Here is a 22,337-nt window from a genome sequence, read left to right as displayed (position 1 = left end):
CATCACCATCAGGAAACGACACATCATGGGAAAGACGACTGGATTTCTTGAGTTTCAACGTCTGCAAGAAGCCGTAGAAGCTCCTTTAAAGCGGGTCAAGCACTGGAAAGAATTTGTCCAGGTATTGAACGACGAACAGGCAGGCCAGCAGGCCGCCCGCTGCATGGATTGCGGCATCCCTTTCTGCCACAACGGCTGCCCGGTCAATAACATCATTCCCGACTGGAATGATCTGGTTTACCGCCAGCAGTGGAAAGAGGCGCTGGACGTGCTGCACTCCACCAATAACTTTCCGGAAATTACCGGCCGCATCTGCCCCGCTCCTTGCGAGGCAGCCTGTACCTTGAACATTGACCGTGCGCCCGTGGGTATCAAATCCATTGAGCACGCCATCATCGACAAAGGCTGGGCAGAAGGTTGGGTTGAACCACAAGTACCTACCCACAAAACTGGCAAACGCGTGGCCGTCATTGGCTCCGGCCCTGCCGGATTGGCCAGCGCCCAGCAATTGGCACGCGTCGGCCACGAGGTCACCGTGTACGAGAAAAGCGACCGCATTGGTGGCCTGATGCGCTACGGCATCCCCGACTTCAAGCTGGACAAACACTTGCTGGATCGCCGTATCGCCCAGATGCAGGCCGAGGGCGTGCAGTTTTTCCCCTCTACCTATATTGGCCAAGCACAAGACCAAGCCGCCCAGGAACCGGGGCTGACCGTGCTGTCCCCTACCGATCTTGAGCAACAGTTCGACGCCATCATCCTGGCAGGCGGCTCCGAAACACCACGCCTGCTGGACGCCCCCGGCAGCCAACTGCAAGGTGTACATCCCGCCATGGACTTTTTGCGCATCCAGAACCAGCAAGTTGCCGGTTCGCGAGGCGCTCCCGCCATCAGCGCTCAAGGCAAGCATGTCGTAGTGATTGGCGGCGGTGATACCGGCTCGGACTGCGTGGGCACCAGCACACGCCAAGGCGCAAAATCAGTCACCCAATTCGAACTGATGCCCCGCCCGCCCGAGCAGGAAAACACGGAGCTGACCTGGCCCTACTGGCCCATGAAGCTGCGCACCTCGTCCTCGCACGAAGAAGGCTGCGAGCGTGACTGGGCGATCAACACCATAGAGCTGGAAGGCAAGAACGGCCAAGTCAAAGAACTGCGCGCCGTGCGGGTGGAATGGAAAACCGATCCCGCGACAGGCCGCATGAGCATGACGCCCATCGCCGGTTCCGAAATGACCTTCCCCGCCGACCTGGTCCTGCTGGCCATGGGCTTCACCGCTCCCGTACGCCAAGTGCTGGACGCCTTCGCCGTAGAAGCCGACCAGCGCGGCAACGTCGCCGCCAACACGGATGACTACCAAACCAGCCGAGCCAAAGTCTTCGCCGCCGGAGACATGCGACGCGGCCAGTCCCTGATCGTCTGGGCCATCCGTGAAGGCCGCCAATGTGCCCGTTCCGTAGACGAGTTCCTGATGGGGAGTTCGACACTTCCCCGCTAAGCCTTCTTGGTAGTACCAGTACACAAACAGCCAGCCGCGATAAACGGCTGGCTGTTTGTCTTCAAGCGAGCGAGATCACTTCCAGGCCCCCTGACTTCGCGGGTCCTTATTTGTTGTTTGCGGCTCGCTGCCTGCTGCCTGCTGCCTACGAGCCTGTCATCCATATCTGCCAGCTTTATTTGCCTGGCAACGGATTGCAGCAAGAAGCAGCCAGAGCGATTAGTTGTGGGTTGTCGGCTGTTGGTTGCCACCATTCTGAAGCCCTTGCTGGCTTGAGGCTGGGTTGGAGCATTCAGGGGGCTTGCCTCCGTCTGTGGCTGTTGTAGGGATGCAAGCACCTTGCTGTTTGAGTTCAACGCTTGTGGTTTGTCCGGGGGACAAACCACTGAACGAGTTCAAGGTGCGCCCTACAACAGCCCCAGACAAGGGCACCGGTGCGCAGCACCGGCAAGCTTCCGCTCCGACCCAGCCTCAAGCCAGCAAGGGCTGCCGCAAGGACTCCACTCCCCACCTAAAACCCGCAAAACCCTGCAAGCCCCACCCCCATAAGCCTTTGATTTAATTTCCCTTTCCAAAGAACCCTAGGGTTTTCCCTTAAAAACCACAGGCTAATCCAATCCCTAGGGTTTACCCTTGCTTTTAGACTAGGGAAAACCCTATAATGAGAACTCGTAACTTAGACCTTCACCTTAAAGGGAAAGCAAATGTCTACCATGACCACTTACTCGCACTACATTCACTGGAGTGATGCTGTTGAGCGTGGGGTAATGCAGCATGCCCTGGAAAATGGTGAATCCGTGTCTTTAACTGCACTGACCAAAGCAGCGGCCAAACAAGTTTCCAAAGCCGCAAACGTGGTGTTCAAGTACATGGTCGAACTGACCCGTGCCTTGAACGAAGCCCGCATCCGCGATTCCCGCATGTCGGCCAGCTACTGGTAAGCCACGCATCACCGTCGTAACGCTCAAGCAAAACACCGCTTGATGTTGAAAAGCCTGCTGATTTAGCAGGCTTTTGTTTTTTCTGCGTTTGCTAATACGGCCTTTCCAGCGGCACACCTTCATCCACCGCCCGGGACCTTGGCTCATTGGGCGCCAGCACCTCACCACGCGTCTCCCCAGCCCCAAGATCAAGACAAGCCCAGGCACGGAGAGCGTTTCCTCCAGCGCCGCAGAAAATGAAAAAGGCCAGCAAAAGCTGGCCTGCAGAACGACGGTGCCTCACAAAACATAGGCCCAACACGAAATCGTCCTTGATCAAGAAGCACTGCTCAAGACTTGTTCAACAAGTTCTTCAGCATATCCAGCCGCTGCTTGGGACTTAAAGCCGCCTGCGCCGGATCTTCCTGGGCACCAGGGTCTTCAATCTTCATCTCATCAATAAAGCGCGATCGCTCACGCACCAGATTCTCACGTGCGCGTCTGCGCTTCTTGCACCAGCTCAAGCGCAAACTGCGCTGCGCACGCGTAATACCCACGTACATCAGACGCCGCTCTTCCTGAATGCGCTGGGCCAGAATATCGGCTTCTTTATCCGGGTCTATATCTTCGTCATCGCGCCCAATGTGCGGCAGCAGCCCCTCTTCCACCCCCACCAGGAACACATGCGGATACTCCAGCCCCTTGGAAGCATGAAGCGTGGACAATTTGACCGCATCCGGGTCTTCATCCTCACCGCGTTCCAGCATGGTGATCAGGGCAACTCGCTGCACCAAGTCATTCAAACTCAGTTGATCGTCTGCCGCTTTGGACTTCAGCCAGGTAATCAACTCCAATACGTTTTCCCAACGAGTCTGCGCGGGTCGCTCGTCGAACATATCGTAGAGATAGCGCTCGTAATCAATCGCCCGCAGCAGCTCGTCCAGCAATTCGCTGACGGCCGTCTCGTGTCCTTCCTGATCGCTCTCTACCCGGTCCGCTCTTTGCTGGATACGGCCAATAAACTGCGCAAAGACACTTAAAGGCTCCAACTGCCTTTCCGGTAAGCGATCCGTCAGAGCGATTTGCGAGACGGCGGAATACAAAGACAGCTTTTGTTCCGCCGCAAACTGACCCAGCACCTGCAAGGTAGCCTGCCCAATTCCGCGCCTGGGTGTCGTCGCTGCGCGGATGAAAGCCGGATCATCATCGTCGTTCGCAACGACTCGCAAGTAAGACAGGATGTCGCGAATCTCGGCCTTGTCAAAGAAACTCTGCCCACCCGAAATGGTGTAGGGAATGCGCAGATTGCGCAGCGCCTGCTCAAAGATACGGGCCTGATGGTTGCCACGATACAGCACCGCAAAATCTCGCCACTCGGCCTGACGCTCGAAGCGCTCTGCCGAGATACGCATGGCCACTGAATCGGCCTCGTTCTGCTCGTCGTCTGTCACGTGAACCTGGATAGGCTCACCAAAGCCCAGGTCAGACCAGAGCTTCTTACCAAACACGACAGGATTATTGCCAATGACATTATTGGCAGCCTGCAAGATGCGCTGCACCGAGCGATAGTTCTGCTCCAGCTTCACGACTTTCAGGTCCGGGTAATCCTTGGGAAGCTGCGCCAGATTCTCCACGGTAGCGCCACGCCAGGCGTAAATGGCCTGATCGTCGTCCCCCACTACGGTGAACATATTGCGCTGACCGGTTAGAGAGCGCACCAGCCGATACTGACAAAGATTAGTGTCTTGATATTCGTCCACCAGCAGATACTGCACCCGACGCTGCCAGCGCTCGCGCACTTCCTGATTGTCTTCCATCAACTGCGCAGGCAGGCGGATCAGATCATCAAAGTCCACCGACTGATAGGCAATCAAGGTGGCGGCGTAGTCGCGGTAAATACGAGCCGCCTCGATCTGGCTGGGCGAGTTTGCAGCACGCTCCGCATCGTCCGGCCCCATCAAGGCGTTTTTCCATAAGGAGATTTCCTGCTGAACGGACTTCAGGCGGCCTTTATCCGTGGTAGCCAGCAGTTCCTGAATAATTGCCAGCGCATCGTTGGAATCCAGAATGGAAAAGCGCGGCTTCAAACCCACGTGCTGTGCTTCCTCACGCAACATGCGCAAGCCCAGAGAGTGAAAGGTGCTGACGGTCAGCCCTCGCAACAGCTTGGGATCTACCAGGGCGCGAATCCGCTCATTCATTTCACGCGCGGCTTTATTGGTAAAAGTCAGCGCGACCACTTGCCGGCCCGTGTACCCACACTCACGCAGCAGATAAGCGATTTTCTGTGTGATCACCCGTGTCTTGCCACTGCCCGCTCCGGCCAGCACCAGGCAAGGCCCATCCATATACAACACGGCCTGACGCTGCATGGCGTTCAGGTCGGTGGGGACAGTATGGCCTGGAGTAGTTACGGAGGTGGACATGGTGGAATCAGTGAATACTAGGCAAGAAAACGAGGTTCAACGCCAAACAACGTGCAGAACTAAAAGTGACATCCCAGCCAGGCCGAGTACGGTTTGATGACAAGCGAAAGGCTGACACAGAGACACAGCAGCAGCGAGGTACAGCGGCATGGCAACGGCAGAGCAATCATCACCCTACAGCCATCGCTCCACAGCTTCATGGCTATTGGCTCATAGCTGCATAGCGCACAAGGATACACCCTGATGTACTGAAGATGCTCCTACCGTCCTGCATATACATGAGCCTGGAGAATCTTAAATCTCGAGGGGATCGACCTCAATCGTAATGCGCACTTTATGCTGCTTGGCCAACTGCGCGACCTGTGGCCCCCAATAGCGCACAAAGGCTTGCAAGGCCGGACGATGGGCGCTTTCCAACAGCAACTGGGCACGCTCCACTTTGGCAACGCGCAAAACACGTAAGGGCACGGGATCGTACAGGAAAACCTGATCCGCGCCCGGAAATTCATTCGGATATTCTTCAGGCAAACGGCGCGCCTGGGTCAACAAGCGAATGGCATCTGCCAATTGCGGCGCTTCGGCAGACAGAAGCACCTGATAGGCAAAAGGCGGCAAGCCCACGGACTCGCGCTCGTTCAAGGCGCTTTGAGCAAAGCCTATGTAATCGTGCTTGATCAGGCTTTGATAAACGGCCTGCTCCGGGTAGCCCGTCTGGATGATGACATCCGCCCCTTCGGTATGGCGACCGGCCCTGCCTGCTACCTGCATCAGTTGAGCAAACAGACGCTCGGGCGCGCGGAAATCATGGGCGAACAAGGTAGCATCGGCATTGAGCACACCGACGACGCTCAAGCGGGTGAAGTCATGACCTTTGGCCACCATCTGCGTGCCCACCATGATGTCCACTTCGCCCGCATGCACCTGCTCGAACAATTGCTGCGCGCTGCCCTTCAAGCGGGTACTGTCCGCGTCGATACGCACCAGGCGGGCATTAGGAAAACGCTCGCCCAGAAACTCTTCAATACGTTGAGTGCCACGCCCCATAGGCTGCAAGTCCTGATCGCCGCAATCCGGGCAAGCACGCGGCACGGGGGCCTGATAACCGCAATGGTGGCACTGCAAATTGTGCTTGAAGCCATTTTGCCGGTGCAGCACGGTGTACACCGTGCAACGCGGACATTGAGACAGCCAGCCGCAAGAGGCGCAATGCAGCACAGGCGCGTAGCCACGCCGGTTGATAAACACCAGCGACTGCTCGCCACGGTCCAGACACGCTTCCAGCGCATCCAGCAACTGAGGAGAAAAACCCGACTCCAGGCGCAAATGGCGGGTATCGACCAGACGCACTCGCGGCAAGGAAACCTCTCGCGCACGCTTGGGCAGGCTCAACAGGCTATAGCGCCCTTGTCGAGCATGATTCCAGCTTTCCAGCGAAGGGGTGGCTGAACCCAGCACCACTGGCACTTTCAGATCGTAGCCACGCCACACAGCCAGATCCCGAGCGGAGTAACGCAAGCCATCTTGCTGCTTGTAAGAAGCGTCGTGCTCCTCGTCCACAATAATCAGGCCCAGCTCGGGCATGGGGGTAAAAATGGACAGCCGTGTTCCCAACAAAATGCGCGCCTGACCACTGTTGACGCGCAACCAGGAGCGCAACCGTTCACCTTCGGAAAGACCACTATGCAAGACAGCCAGCACATCGCCGGGCAAGACGCGCGCCAAACGAGCACGCAAGACCTGCTCGAACTGAGGTGTCAGATTGATTTCGGGCACCATGAACAAGACTTGCCGACCGGCGGCCAGCACCTGTTCCAGCACCCGCATATAGACTTCGGTTTTCCCGCTACCCGTTACGCCATGCAGCAACATGCAGCTACCGGGTTTGGCCGCCACAATGCCATCTACCGCAGCCTGCTGTTCGGCATTGAGCACGGGCAGGACGTCGCTGTCCACCGGCTCCACCTTCTTTTCCTTGCGCTTGGCCATGCGCAATACCGGACCACCAGCGGAACGCTTGCCCAGATAGGCAGAGGGTTTGCGCAAAGGCCCTGGCAAGGACGGCATCATGACCTCGCCCAGCGGACGGTGGTAATAGGTAGACGCAAAGCGCGCCATCCGCAACCAGTCCTGCGGGAAAGGCGGCAAGTCATCCAGCAGCTGATCAATCGCTTTGACCTGCTCGGGCGGGTAGGAAGGTTGCTCCGGCAAAGCCACCACCACGCCTATCATCTGCCGCCGCCCAAAATGCACAATGACCCGCTGTCCGATCAGGACGGGTTCGTGGTGCTGATAATCAAACACCCCATCCAGGGGAACGTCCAAAGCCACATGCAGCCAGAAAGGTCCGGTGCTTGCCGATGCAGAAATAGCGTCAGGAGTGGCGGTCATGGATGGTGGTTCAAAAAAGGGCTGGCCTGGCTGAAAGCCTGATAAGTCAAGAGCTTAGCGACCTGTGGATAACTTTGGGGAAAATGACATGGACAAAAAATACAAAGAAGCAAGCACAGATACAATTTAATTTTCAATATCTCTGAAATAAGGATAAAACGCAGAGAAATCAACTAATTAAAACTGGGTATTGAAATTAAACCTTAAATATAAAGACCTCAAACCCAGCTCTGTCTGTGTGCATAACTTTGCGCACAAGCTGCGACAGCCCGTGCGCAAAGACTATCAAACGCTGTGGTGTCGACGGCTGTAGGAGTGCACTTCGTCGACCAGAATGCCCACGGCTTCCGGGTCTGTGAAACGCGAAATACCGTGACCGAAGTTGAACACGTGACCGCCCTGACCCACAGGGCCAAAGTCGTCAATAACGCGACGGGCTTCACGGCGGATGGCTTCTTCGCCACCGAACATGGTCATGGGGTCCAGATTGCCTTGCAAGGCTAGTTTGTCACCAATACGAGCGCGCGCACGGGACAGGTTCACCGTCCAGTCCACACCCATGGCATCAGCGCCACAGCCAGCAATATCTTCCAGCCACATGCCGCCGCCCTTGGTAAAGACGATGACAGGGACGCGCTTGCCGTCATGCTCGCGAATCAGGCCATCAACCACTTTACGGGTGTAGGCCAGGGAGAATTCCTGGAACAGGGAGTCGGACAACACACCACCCCAGCTGTCGAACAGCATCACAGCCTGTGCACCAGCACGGATCTGATTGTTCAGGTATTCGCAGGTGGTTTGGGCATTGATTTCCAGCATGCGGTGCATCAGGTCCGGACGCTGATACATCATGCTTTTCACCAGACGGTAGTCGTCCGAGCCCTGGCCTTCCACCATGTAGCAGGCAATGGTCCAGGGGCTGCCGGCAAAGCCGATCAGCGGTACTTTGCCGTCCAGTTCCTTGCGGATCAGCGAAACGGCATCAAACACGTATTGCAGCTTGGACATGTCCGGCGCTTCCAGCGCCATGACGTCGGCTTCGTTGCGTACAGGACGGGCAAAACGCGGGCCTTCACCAGCGACGAAATCCAGACCCAGGCCCATGGCGTGTGGCACGGTCAGGATGTCCGAGAACAGAATGGCGGCATCCAGATCGAAACGACGCAAGGGCTGCAAGGTTACTTCGCACGCAAATTCGGGATTCTGAGCCAATTGCATGAAGGAGCCAGCCTGGGCACGGGTGGCATTGTATTCAGGCAAATAACGCCCGGCCTGGCGCATCAGCCAGATGGGGGTGTAAGGCACAGGTTCGCGCAACAGCGAGCGCAGGAAAACATCGTTTTTTAATTGAGGTAAAGACACGGCAATCCCTATTGAAAAATGCCTGTTAATTTTAACCATCGTGTTCGTCGTCTGGGTTTGACGCGGATCGAAAGCGTGCTGCATCGATATGGTGTTTGCGCATCAGTGCCCAGAAAGCACGCCGGTGCTTTTGCGCGGAGCGGGCCGCCATGGCGATATTGCCGCTATGGCGATCAAGGGCGGCGTGGATATAAGCCTGCTCGAAGCGGGCCACTATCCGTCCCTTGGCAACTTTGAAAGATTCCTGGCTGCTGGCGTAGCGCGAGGCTACCGCAGCGGCATAGGCTTCCAGCGTTGTCCCCTCCTGTTGCAAGATCGTTTGCGACAGGCGCTGCTCCGTTGGGCCGGGGTGCAGGACCAGATCCTGGTTTTCCTGCACCCTATAGTGTATCCGACCCGACAGCCCCGGTTCATTCAAAGCGTGGGACGAGGTCTGTAAACGCTGACGATTGATGCGGGCGCGCAAATCGTCCAGGCATAAAGGCTCGCGCACGTAGTCTGCCAGACCCAGTTCCAGCAGGTCTGTCAGGGCCGCGGCCTTGATGGCACCCCGCAGCAAACCAAAGACCGGCACTGGCAAATGACCTTGGGCCACCGACAAGGCTCGACGCACGTGAATCAGGGTGGCCGCTTCGATGGGAATCAGACAGGCATCAAAACGTAGCAGCAAGGCCGATGCGCTGCGCAAAAACAAATACTCCTGATCGGGATGGGGCGGTGGTGGCGCCTGCAGAACATGCAGCTGCAAGCGCTCGCAAGGCGGGACGATGGCCTGTAAATTCTGAGCCCACGATGGCTGGGTGTGCAGCAACGCACAATCGAGGTGTAGACGCATAAGACTGTCCTTGAGAAGCCGGGCGAACCACACCGGCCGCCCCATAATCATGAGCCTCTAGGATAGAAATCCGACCCGTCTGCGATAAGTCGGAGTTGCGTCTACGTAGCTGTACTTAATCGCCGCAAATACGGCTGCGACGCCATTCGCTGGGCGATACGCCATAGCGTCGCCGGAAGGCGTGGCTGAACACGGCCGCGTCGGAAAAGCCCATTTGCCAGGCCAGCTCACTGATCTGCCGACCGGGTTTGCCGTCCACCAACAATTGACAGGCGCGCTCCAGGCGGGCGGCCATGATGTAATCGGCAGGCGCTTGCCCGCACAGCTCGAACAGCTTGTAGAGATAACGGCGTGAAATGCGAAACTGCAGCGCCAGGGACTGGGCATTCAAACCGGTATCACCCAGATGATCCTGCACGTATTGCTGAATTTGCAGCAGCTGCCCGCGCCGCACTTCGTCCAGGGCGGACTCGGTCGTCACCGGGCGACCATCGGCCAGGCTCAGAGCCATCATGCGAATCACGGTCTGGGACAGTTCGCTCAAGGCCGAGGGCGACAAGTGCCCGCGCTCCTGCAAACCCAAACGCAGCATATCCATGGCAATTCGGGCCGGACCTGTCGTGGCGGAGAACGAGCGGGCCACCGCATCGCTTAGCCAGGGCAACCAAGGCAGCAAACGCTCTTCCTCGAACTGCAAGACCAGAAAATGGGATTGATCCTGCACGGCCACTTCGTAAGGGCGGGTGGTGTCATAAATGCCCCACTCCCCGGCGTGCAAGATGCCACTGCGATTATCCTGCTGAATCTGACTACTGCCACTGATCTGCAAGGTGACCTTGTACAGCGCCTGCTCGGATCGGCTGGCCAAGGCCTGGGTACGACGCACGCGCTGCGCGCTGGTACACAGTTCCATGACATCGACCGAACCCATGCGATCGGTTGCCGCCCGGTTGGAGAAACCACGGCGAGAATCCGGCTGAACTTCCAAGGGCACAAAGTACGCGCACACCACTTCCTGCCAAGCAGCCAGGCTCTTGAAAGAAGCAGAGGGAGTGCGCAATAACATAGACATTGCCTGAGTGCCCTTTCGGCCAACGCAATTGATCGGGGTAAGGGGCAGAATATGCCCCCCTTTCTTATAGCCCTAAAAAATTCAAGCGTCTACGGTCGTTAACCCGCTGTATCAGCGATCCATGGAGCCGTACAGGTAGGGCGCAGGCTCCAGACCCATACTGTTCATCTTGACGGTTAGCTCCGTACGCGCCTTGAGTACATCATCAAAACGATGCCGGCGCGATGCCCCTACCTCGGCCGAGGTAAAGGGTCGGTAATCGGGTGTCATTTCTTCCGGGCTGAACTTGGCCACAATCCAGTTCAGCACACGAGCCAGATCGGCATTATCCAGTTGCGACTGCGAGGCACCGGGCACTCGAATCATATAGTCCCGTCCAGCTGGCAGGCGTGTAAACAAGCCAATGGACTGGTTGAAATTGGGGATGCCCCGATGCGTCAGGCCCTGGCCATCGTAGCGATGGCAACCTGCGCATTGCAGCATATAGTCTTTGAAAGCCTGCGAACTTTGCAGGTAATCGCCCGTTCCGGCCATCTCTTCTTGGGCATGGGCCCAAGGCGTAAACGCCAAGAGTACGGCGCCCAAACAGGCCAGGCGCAAAGATGTCCACACAGTGATGCCTCCTTAAGTGACCGAACGCCATCCTGACCGCCCGGCACCTTGTTCAAACCCTGGGGGCTGCCTGTGCAGGAAAAAACTGGCGTCCCAAGGACCGTTCTTCCCGCATGACTGGCAGCCCGACGGGCTTTTTTAGTTTTTAGCCAAGCCAACCAGTACCGATGTCGTGCAATGGAAGGTGCTGTTCTCGTTCGCCATGCACCAGTTCACGTCATTGTGCAGGAAGAACTCGTAACCAGGACGCTCACGGGTCTGCGTGTTGCACTGGCAGCGGCCGCAAGCGGTCTTGCCGCAGCAGTCGTGGTAGCTGATCAGGTAGTCCTTGCCATCATGCGGGTTGTGGCAAGTGCCAATCCACGAGATGGGCGAAGGCGTCGAGCCCGGAGGGCAGGTGGTGGTCGTGCCACCGCAGCAAGAGCACAGGAACCCGTCCACCGCACAATGACGCCAGTAGTCGCAGGAGTTCACTTCGTCTTCATTCGCCAGATCGGGATTCAGACTGATGTGATCGGCACCACTGCTGCTGCCACCACCACCGGCGGCGCGAGCCACCGGCAATACAGGCAACACAAAGGCCGAACCGACCATTAATTTGCCCACCGAGCGCAGCACGCTGCGACGCGAAGTCTTGTGGGCCACAGAACGGGAGAGGTTCTCCCCAAATTTATCCAGCCAACGCATTGACGTTCTCCTTTCGTGATACCTGCACTTGCTTCATGCCCGAGTCACCGGCCAAGTATTCTTGCGCCGAGGCCACGCCCAGGTCTTTGGCGGTAAACAGGCTTTCCAGCTGTTCACGCGAATTGACCAGACCCTTGCCGCGCACCACACCGTTCTCGTCGATCAGGACGGCGTAAGGCAGTTTGCTGATCTGAAAGCCCATGCCCAGCTGTGTGGACAGGACGTAAGGGAAGGCGTCCAGTTGTGCTTTCTGGTAGAAAGCCAGATGCTCGGGCATCTCGCCATCACTGGCCAGCACAATATCTACCCACTGACCTTCCGAGCCCTGAATGGACTTCAGAATCGGCAAGAGCTTCTTGCACACCGGGCAGGTAGGCGACATGAAGAAAATCAACTGGCTACGCGGGCCAGCCACGCCCACGGTAACGGCACGACCGCGCAGGTCCTGCAATTCCATGACGGGAGCGGCATCACCCACCTGCGGGCCTTTATCCATAGTCAGGGCGCCCATGGGGGCAACCCGTTCATACAACACGCCAATCTGGCGCGACAGGGCAAGTACAACCAGCACCAGGGCCAGTACGATTACCCATAAAATGACGTTGGAAATCATTAAAGCGGTCATTTAGGTCTCCTAAGAATTCTGCATTTTCTGGAATTTCAGATGGGATTCGATCAGTTGGTTGGCCGCATAGTACAGGCCCAGCAAGGCCAAGGTGGCACCAAAGAAGGTCAAACCGTCCACCCAGACCAGTTCACGGGCGCTGCTGATGGCCCAGTCACCGCTGGCCACGGCCAGCGCAGCCAGCAAGGCATTGCGAGCCACCAGCCACCAGGACAGACCACCGGAGGATTCCCCCAGCCCGGAGCAGCCGCAATCCACATCGCGGCGGCCACGCAGCAGGTTCATCACAATGCCACTGGTGGCGACCAGCAGGACGCACAGGGCCAGAACCGCCCCCAGCGAACGGCTGGCTGGCCACAGCAGCAAAGGCGCACTCAAGGCCTCGGCAGCGACAAACAGCACACTGAACGGTCGTAGCAACACTTCCGGCAACAATCGATAACCGCCAACGGCTGCCTCGAACAGGCTGAAGTGACGCAGTTTATCCAGCGCCCCCAGTCCCATCAGCACGGCCAAGCAAGCCAGGCTGGCGTAGGTCAGGACCGGGTCCATATCAGACACCCCCAACTGGGTGGAACTGAACTTGCAAGGATGCTTCTGCGGCGCCTTCAATGGTGCGCAGCAACTTGGGTTCAGGCTGGCTGATGTCATAGACGTTCACATTGCCACCGTCCAGGGTCAGCATCAGATTGCGTTGCTGATCAATGGTCATGGACAAGGCATCACGCCCTGGAATGCGGGCTACACGCTGCTTGGTCTTGGTGTCCATGACCCAGATCTCGGCCGCGGGGAACTTGTGAGTGCCCTCTTTGCCATCGGGATGCATGAACACATACATGCGACCGCTGGCGCGATGCAGACCCACCAGGTTGTAGCCACCGGGCACCCAGTTCTTGGCCTTGTCTTGGTCGTTCAGCAAGGACCAGGGGCCATCTACCTTGACCTCGTCACCGCTGAAATCAGCACTGTAGACATTGCCGTAGTAGGACACGAAGTGAGCCTTGTCCTTATCCAGAGCCGGAGCGATAAAGATCGGATCATCCTTCACGGAGAACATCTGCTTGCTGCGCGACTGGCTGGCGACCTTGCCGTCTTCGCCCAGATTGATGGTCAACAGGCCACCATCACCACAAATGGTCATGAAGCTGCGGGGGCGATTGGGCTGGGGAATCACGCTCCAGCAACCGGCGGCAGCTGTGACGTCTTCCACATAGTCGCCCTTGGCCACGTCCACGATCCCGATCGAGGTCGCTGGCGAGGCGTTTTGCAGCACGATGAACTTGCCGTCCGTCGTCTGACGGAACAGACCGTCATAGTTCAGACCTTGCACACGCTTGGGTGGCAGGGAAATCTCCTTCTCGAAGGTCAGCTTGTCGGCATCCCACACTTCCACTACATCCGAGCGCTTTCCACGCGTAATGCGCTCGTGATAGGTGGTCATGGTGTAGATTTTCTTGCCGTCGTTGGACACCTGCACGTGGCCGTTGAAGGCGGTGGGTACCATGCCCAGGAACTTGCCGTTGGTGTAGTCATAAACGTGCACACGGCTTTCGGTCAGGTGCATGAACACCGAGTCCATGACATAGATACGGTTTTCCTGCGGGGCAGACACACTGTGACCACCTGTCAGGACTTCGCGCGGCTTGTCCTGGGCCTGCGCGCCACCGGCCAGTACCATCAGCCCCAACATGGCGGCGGCGGTCGTTAATTTAAATTTAGACTTCATTGGATGTCTCTCCTCATGGGCGTCCACGCTGTCAGAACGCATAGGCATAACGGAATTGCAGGCCGCGCATGCGCGGGCCATTCTCGACTTTCAAATCATGGATGTACTGCAATTGCACCTGGTGAGCGTCAGTCAACTGGTGGGTAATCTCGGCGGCCAACTGGTGGTTACGTGCACGCGTCGCCGTGGTCTGGCCATTGACCCGCTCACGGCCACCTGTCTCGTAGCGGTAGCGCATACCCACATAAGTCTTTTCAGTCAGGTTGGTTGAAACCAGGGCCATCAAGCGGATTGCCGTGTCTTTTTTCAGAGTCTGGCCGTAGTAGTTCTTGTTGTTGCCAAAGAACTCGAACTCCGCCACACCTTCAATAAAGGAAGACTCCCCAAAGCCTTTCACAATCGCAAAGTCCTGGATGGTGCTCCAGCGGTTCTTGCCGGAAGACACATCGGCCTGCGAGCCGTGGTAACGACCTGTAGGAGCCGTAATGAAAGGCTCCCACGCGAACCAGAAACGGTTCTCCGGATCGTTGTGCAGCCACACGGCGGCACCGGCAGTCACATCACCAATACCGGTCATGCGATCGCGGTCCTGTCCTGGAACATCCAGCGTGTTGCGAAAACCGGGCACGATCAGCTCGTACTGCACCGTCTTGCCGGCCAGTTCGCGAAAGTGCATCTGGCGGTAAATCATGCCTTGCACATTCAGCTTGGGGCTATCGCCAATTCGTGAACCCTGATCATAAAAACCGTGAGACTTCAGGCCCATCATGTAGACGGCCAGGATATTGGTCCCTACCGGAGCAGGAATCCAGTCCCGCGCACTGGGGTCGCCCGCAAGGGCGGCACCGGCACTGACGCCGCTCAAGGCCAAGGCCAGAGCGGTCCGCTGCAAAATTGCATACATTATTGTTGTCTCCTCAAAGAGGCGCGAACGGTATCGTTATTGTGTTCGCGCCTTTATCCCTAGCTAGGCTGCCGGGTAGGCCATGCAGACCGATTTGGTCTCCAGGTAAGCCTCTACCGCAGCGCGCCCGTGCTCCCGACCCAGGCCGGACTGCTTGAAGCCACCAAAGGGCATGCTGGGGTCCAGCATGTTGTGGGTGTTGACCCACACGGTTCCGGCCTTGATACCAGTGGTCAAACGCTGGACGCGGGCCAGATCCTGACTCCAGACGCTGGCACCCAGGCCAAAGTCTGTATCGTTGGCCAACTGCAGTGCCTGCGCCTCGGTATCAAACGGGGTCGCAACCACCACGGGACCAAAGATTTCTTCACGCATGATGCGGGCATCGGGAGCGACGTCGGCAAACACGGTAGGGCGTACAAAGTAGCCCTGCTCGGGGCGAGCACCCTCGCCTGCCAACATGCGACCGCCTTGCTGGCGACCCACATCGATATAGTTCTGCACGCGCTGCTGATGACGGGCGGAAATCAGCGGAGCAATCTGGGTGGACTGCTCAAAGCCCGATCCCAGAGTCATGGAACAAGCCAGATCGGCTACGCCCTGCACCACGCGCTCGTAAATGCCTTTTTGCACGAACAGACGCGAGCCGGCAGTACATACCTGGCCCTGGTTAAAGAAGATGGCGTTGGCCGCACCTTGAATGGCCATGTCCACATCGCAATCGTCCATGATGACCACGGGGGATTTGCCGCCCAGCTCCAGAGACATGCGCTTCATGTCATTGACGGCCTGATGACCGATCAACTTGCCCACTTCCGTGGAGCCGGTAAAGGAGATCTTGTTCACGCCAGGGTGAGCCGTCAAAGCCGCACCAGTGCTTTCGCCACGACCCGTGATCACGTTGATCACACCGGCGGGGAAACCGGCTTCCAGAGCCAGTTCGGCCAGACGAATGGCAGTCAGCGGTGTCTCTTCAGCAGGCTTCAGAACCACGGTACAACCGGCGGCCATGGCAGGCGCAATCTTCCACACCGCCATCAGCAACGGGAAGTTCCAGGGCACGATAGCGCCCACCACACCAACCGGTTCCTGGCGGGTATAAGCGTGGTATTTCACGCCGGGAGGAAAGCCGATGGAAGGCGAGAGCAATTCGCCATTCATCTTGGTGGCCCACCCAGCCATGTAGCGCAGCCATTGTGCGCTGGCCGCCACTTCCAGGCCGTAGGAAAAGAACAGCAGCTTGCCGTTGTTCAGGGTTTCCAGACGAGCCAGCTCATCCGCGTGGGATTCAATCAAATCAGCCAAACGCAACAAGAGGCGCTCGCGCTGAGCGGGCAACATCTGAGCCCATTCGCCCTGCTCCAGAGCCTGGCGCGCAGCACGCACGGCCAGATCCACGCCTTGAGCACCGGCCTCGGGCTGGTGCGCAATCACTTGTCCCGTTGCGGGATCGTAGACGGGAATCGTGGGCCCTTGAGATTCAGTGACGGGTTTGCCGTCAATAATCATGTGTTCGCGAATCGCCTTGCGCTCGGCTTGTACGTCCTGCCCCATAGTCTGTCTCCACACGGAATAGTTGATTCTTAACGAATCCAGTATAGGGACGAGGACAAGCCCGGACTTGTGATTCTGTGCACGGAGGCTTGTTGATTTGGGTACGGAGTGAGCCCTGTCCTGCTTTAGAACAAATCCAGCTGGGCGGGCATGCTGGCCTGGATGTCGCCCGTGCCCGTCAAATGCACACGGCGTTCAAAGTCCAGCAGGCTGGCTTTGCGATGCAAGCCGGAGCTAAAGCCGGTCAACATGCCATTGGCGCCTTGCACGCGGTGACACGGCACGATAATGCTGATGGGATTGAGGCCGCAGGCCTGGCCCACAGCACGGACCGCCTTGGGACGGCCCAGATGTTCGGCCATCTGGCCATAGGTCCAGGTCTGACCATAGGGAATAGTCAGCAAGGCCTGCCAGACCTGTTGCTGAAACTCTGTCCCTTGCAGGCTGAAAGGCAGATCAAACTGCTGCAGCTTGCCGGCAAAATACGCGTCCAGTTGAGTCTGCACGGGCTCGGCCAAAGCAGGTTCCGGGATCAGCCCGGCCAGTTGCTCGGGTGTCAGACCATGTACGGTCTCTTCCTCGAAGTCCAGACGCAGCAAGGCTCCTTGAGCGTCCACCAGCAGACGCATCGCCCCTAAAGGCGTATCAAAGCAGGCAGTACGCAGCCCGACATAGGCAAACATGGCAATCCCGATCCAAGGGCAGAATGTCTGATCATACTGCGCGGCTCCTGCCACTTCAAAAACTCCGGCAATACCCAGGCAGGCTAGAGGCCAGCTCCTGGTCAAAGGCTTTTCAACCCAAAGCCGCCTGGCCGCAGCACCTCTCGTCCTTGTACCAACTCCTTATGCGCCTATAAAAGCGCCTGCGTGAGCAAGAAAACCTAAAAGAACAAGAGACTGAGACAACAACAATCACCGTGACAAGCGCATTGGCTTTGGCGTCAAAGACGCACGACAAGCTCCCGATTACGCACAACATTTTGTTGAGCGGGATATCCTGCGCAAGGTTCATGCTCCCATGAAGTGCCTGGCTCTCAATAGTTAGTGCTTGGCTCCTATTTTTGCGTCCCCCCACACCCACCGCTAACTATTGAGAGCGACGACCAACACGCAAACCTCGCTCCCTCAAGTTCCTCACGCCGCTACAGCAGCCCAAAGGGCTACATACCGCCAGGCCCAAAAAGGACGAAAGTCTCATATTGATAGTCATTGTGAGCCGATCTGGGCCGGGGGCCGTCCTCTGGGCGATTCAGGCTTCTTGCCGCAGGCAGGCTTGCTATTCGGGGTCCAAGCGTCCTGCTGTTTGAGCGAAATGCTTGTGCCTTGTCCGGGGGACAAGGCACTTTCGCGAGTTCAGGACGCGCCCGAATAGCAAGCCTGACCAGGGCACCGGTGCGCAGCACCGGCAAGGAGCCAAGCCCGGAGGACGGCCCCCGGCCCAGACCGGCGTTTTCACGAGACACTATCTAAACATGCAGGCTCTCTGCGCTCCTTGTCTCAAAAACCTCCTGCTCTGCACACAAACAGCGCCACTCCCCAACTCTCAGGAAACCGAAGAAGAAGAAGAAGAAGAAGAAGAAAGAAGCGCAAGCAAAAAAACCGGCTAAATAACGCCGGGGCCCCCCAGACGTTATTTACCCGGCAAATCCAACAAATGCAGCAGTTACTCAAGAACAGCAAGGTTTAAACGGTTTGCACACCCGTTGCAGACAAGTCCAGACCCACACGGCGCACCACAGCCTCAAACTCGTCCCGGCTGATATGGTCCAGAGCCGTCGCCGGATCACGCGTCGCATCGCAGGCGATGATGCCACGGCGCATATAGGAATACTTGCGCAAGGCCAGCGCCACCAAAGGCTGAAACTCGTAACGAATCAGCGAACAATAACGGTCAAACACACGGGCGGCTTCCTCCTGTTCGCCCTGACGGTGCAAGGCATAGACCTTGAGCAGAATCTCCGGGAAGGAGAAGCCGGTGACCACGCCATCGGCCCCCCGTTGCAGCTCTTCCAGAAAATGCATGCCACCCAGGCCACTCAAGATCGGCAAGGCATCGCCAGACAGACCCCGCACAGCGGTAATCTTCTGTCCGACGGGTGGGTCTTCGGAATTCAGAATGGACACACCCGCCTCTGCCTTCAAACGCACAGCCAAGGCCGGACTGATGCGGGCGGCGAACAGTTCCGGGAAGTCGTGAATGACCACCGGCAAACGAATAGCCTGCACAATCTGGCGGTAAAAGGACACCTGCATATCGTCATCCGCCCCCGCCAAGGGAGCGACAAAAATCGCATCGGCCCCCAGATCTTCAGCGCTGCGAGCCTGCTCCACCGCCGCTGCCGTTCCCATGGCCCGCACCCCCACCCAGACCGGCACCGCACCGCGCACTGCCGCCACGACGGTTTCAATGACACGCCGACGCTCAAAGGTACTGAGCTTGTGCAGTTCACCCATCACCCCCAAAATCGCCAAGCCGTGAATACCGGCTTCCAGCTGGAAATTCACCAGACTGACCAGGCTTTGCAAATCCAACTCACCACCCGGTTTGAAGGGAGTGGGGCAAATGGAAAAGACACCTTTATTTTTCATAATTACGCTTAGGCTCAACGTGGAATAACAAATGGCTTTTGCATACGCGAAATCATGCGTACCAAGGGCCAGAGAAGAATGAAGTAAATCAGCGCAGCGGCCACCAGCGGGGTCTGGCTATAGGTCTCGCCCTGCACGATCTGGGCCGAACGCAGCAGTTCAGGCAAGGCCACGGCCGAAGCAATCGAGGTCTGCTTGATGGCTTCCAGCGTGTTACTGGCCAGATCCGGAATTACATTGCGCACACCTTGGGGCACAACCACATAGGCCATGGCCTGACGGGCGTTCAAACCCGTGGAGCGCGCCGCCTCGTTCTGTCCGGGGGACACCGACTCCAGCCCGGCACGGAAAATCTCCGCGAAGTAACCACTGCTGTTCAAAACCAGCGCCAGCACCGTGGCGGAAAACTCATTCAAGGGCAGGCCCAAAAAAGGCAGGCCGTAGTAAATGAAGATCAGCAGCACCAAAGGCGGGAAGGCACGGAAGAAATCCACGTACAGCAGGATCAGCCTGTTCAGCCAGCGATGCTGCTGGTAATGCAGGCAGGCAATCACCAGACCCAACAAGGCAGCCAGCGGCACGATGATCACCGAAAGCTTGACCGTCAGCCACAAGCCCTGAAGCAGCAAGGGCCAACTGGCGGCAAGAATCTTCGGGTTCAGAAAAGTATCGATCAGTTCCATAGCGCGTCACTCCTACGACTTGATCGCATAGCGCCGTTCCAGCACCCTCGTCAGATGAACGAAGGGGAAGAAAATCAGGCAGAACAAAATGGCCCCGGCCGTAAAGGCGGTGGGGTTGGCGATGTTGGACTGGATATTGCTGGACACATTAAGCAGCTCAGGCACGGCAATCACCGAACCCAAGGTGGTGCCTTTGGTAATCCCGATAGCGCGATTGGTCAGTGGTGGAATCGCCAGACGCACGGCTTGCGGCAGGATGATGGCAAACAGCGTCTGACTGAAACCCATGCCGGTGGAGCGGCCCGCTTCCCACTGACCCGTGGGCACCGCAGCAATGCCAGACCAGAAGATTTCTTCAGCAAAGGCAGACAGCACCAAGCTCAAGGCCAGAACGGTGGCGGGAACGGGTTCAATCACAATCCCCAGGGACGGCAAAGCGAAGAACACCAGCACAATAATGACCAGCTGCGGAATCGCACGGAACACGTCCACATACAAGGTCATCAAGATATTGACGGGACGCCAGCCGTAGCAACGCAACACGGCCAGACCCAGGCCCAGGACAGTGCCCAGAACCACGGTCATCACGGCCATTTGCAGCGTGACCCAAAAGCCCTGCATGATCTCGGGCAAATAGGGGCTGATCAGCGTCCAGTTAAAGAAGTAATAAATTATCTGATCCATGGCCGGCCTCAGTTCATGCGGCTCAGAAAATCCTGAATACGCTTGTGACGCGGCTTACACAGAATTTCATCGGGACTGCCCTGGTCCAGAATCACGCCCTGGTCCATGAACACAATGCGGTCCCCTACTTCGCGGGCAAACTGCATTTCGTGCGTAACAATCACCATGGTCATGCCCGCATCGCGGGTGCGTTTCATCACGTTCAGCACTTCACCGACCAGCTCCGGGTCCAGACCCGAGGTAGGCTCGTCAAACAGCATGACTTTGGGCTCCAGCGCCAGCGCGCGGGCAATGCCCACCCGCTGCTGCTGGCCGCCGGACAACTGGCTGGGATAGTGTTCGATACGCTGGGCCAGACCCACCTGTTCCAGATGATGGCGGGCCTGCTCTTCGGCCTGCGCCTTGGGCACTTTTTTCACCTTGCGCAGCGCCAGCATCACATTGCCCAGCGCCGTCATATGCGGGTACAGGTGTATGCCTTGAAACACCATGCCTATATTCTGGCGCACCTGGTTCAGGTCGGTGCGCGGGCAGGTCACATCACTGCCAGCCACCACAATCGTGCCGCTGGTCGGGGTCTCCAGACGGTTGATGCAGCGCAGACAGGTACTTTTGCCCGAGCCCGAGCCGCCAATCATCACGACAACTTCGCCGGTGTTGACGCTCACGTCTATGCCTTTAAGAATTTCGGCCTGCCCAAACGATTTGCGCAAGCCCTGGATGCGGACAATTTCACTCATGGTCGCTCCTTGACCGCCTGCCAGTCGGGCAGGCGGGGACCGGCCCCTGCAGGGCCATATAGCTAGAGAAACAGCGCGAAGGCGCTTTTAAGGACGGGAGCAGTCGGGGGTGTGCTCGGTGGGCTCGTAGCCAGGGAAGTCGGGCACACCATAGCCGGGGAAAATCACCGTCATGGCCGTACCAGCATTGGGTTCCGTACCAAACCACTTCACATGCAGCTTGGACAGGGAGCCGTCCTGCTTCATGCATTCCAGCACTTCATCCACGCGATTACGCAGGGCCGTGTCGTCCTTGCGGAAGGCAAAGGCGTAGTTAGCCTCGGTGGTCATGTCGTAGACCGGGGCCAGTGCGGGGGTCTGGGTGGCGATATAGCGTGCCAAAGGAGTCTCGGACATATTGGCAAAGGCGCGACCAATAGCCACGGCCTGCACAGCATCCGTGTTCTTGTTGAAGCGCTGGATCTTGTAGCCGTATTTTTCCTGATTGTCCTGCAACCAACGGTCCGAGAAGCTGCCGTTATTGACGGCAATGGTCTTGCCTTTCAGGTCTTCCAGCGCATTGACGGTCGCGCCCTTTTTAGCCAGAAAGCTCAGGCCGCCCGCCATATACGGCTCGGCAAACAGCATTTGCTCCGCACGTTCACGTGTGGTGTTGGTGGGAGCCGCCACCATGTCGTAACGACTGGAAAACAAGCCAGCAAAAATAGCGGAAAACGGAGTGTCGATGACCTCCGCCCCCTCGTAACCCATGCGTCGGGCCACTTCCTGGGTCAGATCATTGGAAAAGCCATCCAGCTTGCCATCGGTGCCGCGCATGAAAAACGGAACCAGGCCCACGTCTGCAGCCACCTTGAACATCTTGCCCTGATTGGGGTTGACCGCATGAGCGGGCAGGCTCAAGGCCACGCCGGCAGCCAATGTGGCCAGCATCAAGCCAGCTTTGCTGCTGACACGTCCCCAGCGGGACAGGGTGTTTTTGCGGGATACAGCCGCAGCCAACGGGGCGATTGTGTATACGCCTTGCATAAGG

General features: G+C 57.7%; 20 protein-coding genes. 2 read left to right on the top strand and 18 right to left on the bottom strand.

What is annotated here, in order from left to right; all coding sequences use genetic code 11:
- The first annotated feature begins 25 nt into the window (after positions 1 to 25).
- Complete coding sequence (locus tag WFM49_RS09965) at positions 26 to 1,498, top strand: glutamate synthase subunit beta (protein ID WP_336973010.1); 1,473 nt, start codon at positions 26 to 28, stop codon at positions 1,496 to 1,498.
- Between the two features lie 704 nt (positions 1,499 to 2,202).
- Positions 2,203 to 2,439 (top strand): hypothetical protein, encoded by a 237-nt coding sequence (locus tag WFM49_RS09960; RefSeq protein WP_022983381.1) that lies wholly within the window; start codon positions 2,203 to 2,205, stop codon positions 2,437 to 2,439.
- Positions 2,440 to 2,768: 329 nt separating this feature from the next.
- Here WFM49_RS09960 and WFM49_RS09955 read toward each other — a convergent pair whose 3' ends face one another.
- From WFM49_RS09955 to WFM49_RS09870, 18 genes are all read right to left on the bottom strand, one after another.
- Entirely contained in the window at positions 2,769 to 4,844 is a 2,076-nt protein-coding gene (locus tag WFM49_RS09955) for a UvrD-helicase domain-containing protein (protein WP_009462695.1), read from the bottom strand.
- A gap of 294 nt (positions 4,845 to 5,138) precedes the next feature.
- The gene (locus tag WFM49_RS09950) at positions 5,139 to 7,232 is read right to left on the bottom strand and encodes a primosomal protein N' (RefSeq protein ID WP_009462697.1); all 2,094 of its coding nucleotides are present in this window, start codon (positions 7,230 to 7,232) and stop codon (positions 5,139 to 5,141) included.
- A 285-nt stretch (positions 7,233 to 7,517) separates the two neighbouring features.
- Entirely contained in the window at positions 7,518 to 8,594 is a 1,077-nt protein-coding gene (gene hemE, locus WFM49_RS09945; protein ID WP_009462699.1) for a uroporphyrinogen decarboxylase, read from the bottom strand.
- 31 nt (positions 8,595 to 8,625) lie between these two features.
- A complete protein-coding gene (locus WFM49_RS09940; RefSeq protein WP_009462701.1) occupies positions 8,626 to 9,429 on the bottom strand; it encodes a hypothetical protein in 804 nt (267 codons plus the stop codon).
- A gap of 115 nt (positions 9,430 to 9,544) precedes the next feature.
- Positions 9,545 to 10,495: a helix-turn-helix domain-containing protein gene (locus tag WFM49_RS09935; protein ID WP_009462703.1), complete on the bottom strand. Its 951-nt coding sequence runs from the start codon at positions 10,493 to 10,495 to the stop codon at positions 9,545 to 9,547.
- Positions 10,496 to 10,612: 117 nt separating this feature from the next.
- Positions 10,613 to 11,113, bottom strand: coding sequence for a hypothetical protein (locus WFM49_RS09930; protein ID WP_021447058.1), 501 nt, complete (start codon positions 11,111 to 11,113; stop codon positions 10,613 to 10,615).
- 138 nt (positions 11,114 to 11,251) lie between these two features.
- On the bottom strand, positions 11,252 to 11,800 hold the full coding sequence (locus WFM49_RS09925; RefSeq protein WP_137430807.1) for a methylamine dehydrogenase light chain: 549 nt from the start codon (positions 11,798 to 11,800) through the stop codon (positions 11,252 to 11,254).
- Positions 11,784 to 12,425 carry a methylamine dehydrogenase accessory protein MauD gene (mauD, locus tag WFM49_RS09920; RefSeq protein WP_009462707.1) on the bottom strand — a complete coding sequence of 214 codons (642 nt, stop codon included), beginning with the start codon at positions 12,423 to 12,425 and terminating at the stop codon, positions 11,784 to 11,786. Before mauD ends, WFM49_RS09925 begins: the two co-directional genes overlap by 17 nt.
- A gap of 9 nt (positions 12,426 to 12,434) precedes the next feature.
- Positions 12,435 to 12,977 carry a MauE/DoxX family redox-associated membrane protein gene (locus WFM49_RS09915; protein ID WP_009462709.1) on the bottom strand — a complete coding sequence of 181 codons (543 nt, stop codon included), beginning with the start codon at positions 12,975 to 12,977 and terminating at the stop codon, positions 12,435 to 12,437.
- Between the two features lies 1 nt (position 12,978).
- Complete coding sequence (locus tag WFM49_RS09910; protein ID WP_083054306.1) at positions 12,979 to 14,151, bottom strand: amine dehydrogenase large subunit; 1,173 nt, start codon at positions 14,149 to 14,151, stop codon at positions 12,979 to 12,981.
- A 31-nt stretch (positions 14,152 to 14,182) separates the two neighbouring features.
- Positions 14,183 to 15,055, bottom strand: a complete 873-nt coding sequence (locus tag WFM49_RS09905) for a transporter (RefSeq protein ID WP_051316325.1) — start codon at positions 15,053 to 15,055, stop codon at positions 14,183 to 14,185.
- 63 nt (positions 15,056 to 15,118) lie between these two features.
- Complete coding sequence (locus tag WFM49_RS09900; protein WP_336972998.1) at positions 15,119 to 16,609, bottom strand: aldehyde dehydrogenase family protein; 1,491 nt, start codon at positions 16,607 to 16,609, stop codon at positions 15,119 to 15,121.
- A gap of 125 nt (positions 16,610 to 16,734) precedes the next feature.
- Complete coding sequence (locus WFM49_RS09895) at positions 16,735 to 17,292, bottom strand: methylated-DNA--[protein]-cysteine S-methyltransferase (protein WP_009462720.1); 558 nt, start codon at positions 17,290 to 17,292, stop codon at positions 16,735 to 16,737.
- A gap of 1,002 nt (positions 17,293 to 18,294) precedes the next feature.
- The gene (locus WFM49_RS09890; protein ID WP_021447062.1) at positions 18,295 to 19,200 is read right to left on the bottom strand and encodes a dihydrodipicolinate synthase family protein; all 906 of its coding nucleotides are present in this window, start codon (positions 19,198 to 19,200) and stop codon (positions 18,295 to 18,297) included.
- 14 nt (positions 19,201 to 19,214) lie between these two features.
- A complete protein-coding gene (locus WFM49_RS09885; RefSeq protein WP_009462726.1) occupies positions 19,215 to 19,883 on the bottom strand; it encodes an amino acid ABC transporter permease in 669 nt (222 codons plus the stop codon).
- Between the two features lie 12 nt (positions 19,884 to 19,895).
- Positions 19,896 to 20,567, bottom strand: a complete 672-nt coding sequence (locus WFM49_RS09880) for an amino acid ABC transporter permease (RefSeq protein WP_060186146.1) — start codon at positions 20,565 to 20,567, stop codon at positions 19,896 to 19,898.
- A gap of 8 nt (positions 20,568 to 20,575) precedes the next feature.
- Positions 20,576 to 21,307, bottom strand: a complete 732-nt coding sequence (locus WFM49_RS09875; RefSeq protein ID WP_336972993.1) for an amino acid ABC transporter ATP-binding protein — start codon at positions 21,305 to 21,307, stop codon at positions 20,576 to 20,578.
- 87 nt (positions 21,308 to 21,394) lie between these two features.
- Complete coding sequence (locus WFM49_RS09870) at positions 21,395 to 22,333, bottom strand: substrate-binding periplasmic protein (protein WP_026484057.1); 939 nt, start codon at positions 22,331 to 22,333, stop codon at positions 21,395 to 21,397.
- Positions 22,334 to 22,337 lie beyond the last annotated feature (4 nt).

It is taken from the genome of Alcaligenes sp. PF14 (genome assembly GCF_037150615.1).
In the GTDB taxonomy this organism is placed as follows: Bacteria; Pseudomonadota; Gammaproteobacteria; order Burkholderiales; family Burkholderiaceae_B; genus Alcaligenes; species Alcaligenes phenolicus.
This window is presented reverse-complemented; position numbering and strand designations above follow the sequence as displayed.

Bases quoted from the DNA above. Each gene is read 5' to 3' on its own strand.
- WFM49_RS09910 (WP_083054306.1), bottom strand. From the start codon at position 14,151: ATGAAGTCTAAATTTAAATTAACGACCGCCGCCGCCATGTTGGGGCTG.
- mauD (WP_009462707.1), bottom strand. From the start codon at position 12,425: ATGACCGCTTTAATGATTTCCAACGTCATTTTATGGGTAATCGTACTG.
- WFM49_RS09905 (WP_051316325.1), bottom strand. From the start codon at position 15,055: ATGTATGCAATTTTGCAGCGGACCGCTCTGGCCTTGGCCTTGAGCGGC.
- WFM49_RS09880 (WP_060186146.1), bottom strand. From the start codon at position 20,567: ATGGATCAGATAATTTATTACTTCTTTAACTGGACGCTGATCAGCCCC.
- WFM49_RS09885 (WP_009462726.1), bottom strand. From the start codon at position 19,883: ATGGAACTGATCGATACTTTTCTGAACCCGAAGATTCTTGCCGCCAGT.
- WFM49_RS09895 (WP_009462720.1), bottom strand. From the start codon at position 17,292: ATGTTTGCCTATGTCGGGCTGCGTACTGCCTGCTTTGATACGCCTTTA.
- WFM49_RS09870 (WP_026484057.1), bottom strand. From the start codon at position 22,333: ATGCAAGGCGTATACACAATCGCCCCGTTGGCTGCGGCTGTATCCCGC.
- WFM49_RS09965 (WP_336973010.1), top strand. From the start codon at position 26: ATGGGAAAGACGACTGGATTTCTTGAGTTTCAACGTCTGCAAGAAGCC.
- WFM49_RS09955 (WP_009462695.1), bottom strand. From the start codon at position 4,844: ATGTCCACCTCCGTAACTACTCCAGGCCATACTGTCCCCACCGACCTG.
- WFM49_RS09950 (WP_009462697.1), bottom strand. From the start codon at position 7,232: ATGACCGCCACTCCTGACGCTATTTCTGCATCGGCAAGCACCGGACCT.
- WFM49_RS09890 (WP_021447062.1), bottom strand. From the start codon at position 19,200: ATGAAAAATAAAGGTGTCTTTTCCATTTGCCCCACTCCCTTCAAACCG.
- WFM49_RS09940 (WP_009462701.1), bottom strand. From the start codon at position 9,429: ATGCGTCTACACCTCGATTGTGCGTTGCTGCACACCCAGCCATCGTGG.
- WFM49_RS09900 (WP_336972998.1), bottom strand. From the start codon at position 16,609: ATGGGGCAGGACGTACAAGCCGAGCGCAAGGCGATTCGCGAACACATG.
- WFM49_RS09915 (WP_009462709.1), bottom strand. From the start codon at position 12,977: ATGGACCCGGTCCTGACCTACGCCAGCCTGGCTTGCTTGGCCGTGCTG.
- WFM49_RS09925 (WP_137430807.1), bottom strand. From the start codon at position 11,800: ATGCGTTGGCTGGATAAATTTGGGGAGAACCTCTCCCGTTCTGTGGCC.
- WFM49_RS09935 (WP_009462703.1), bottom strand. From the start codon at position 10,495: ATGTTATTGCGCACTCCCTCTGCTTCTTTCAAGAGCCTGGCTGCTTGG.
- WFM49_RS09875 (WP_336972993.1), bottom strand. From the start codon at position 21,307: ATGAGTGAAATTGTCCGCATCCAGGGCTTGCGCAAATCGTTTGGGCAG.
- WFM49_RS09960 (WP_022983381.1), top strand. From the start codon at position 2,203: ATGTCTACCATGACCACTTACTCGCACTACATTCACTGGAGTGATGCT.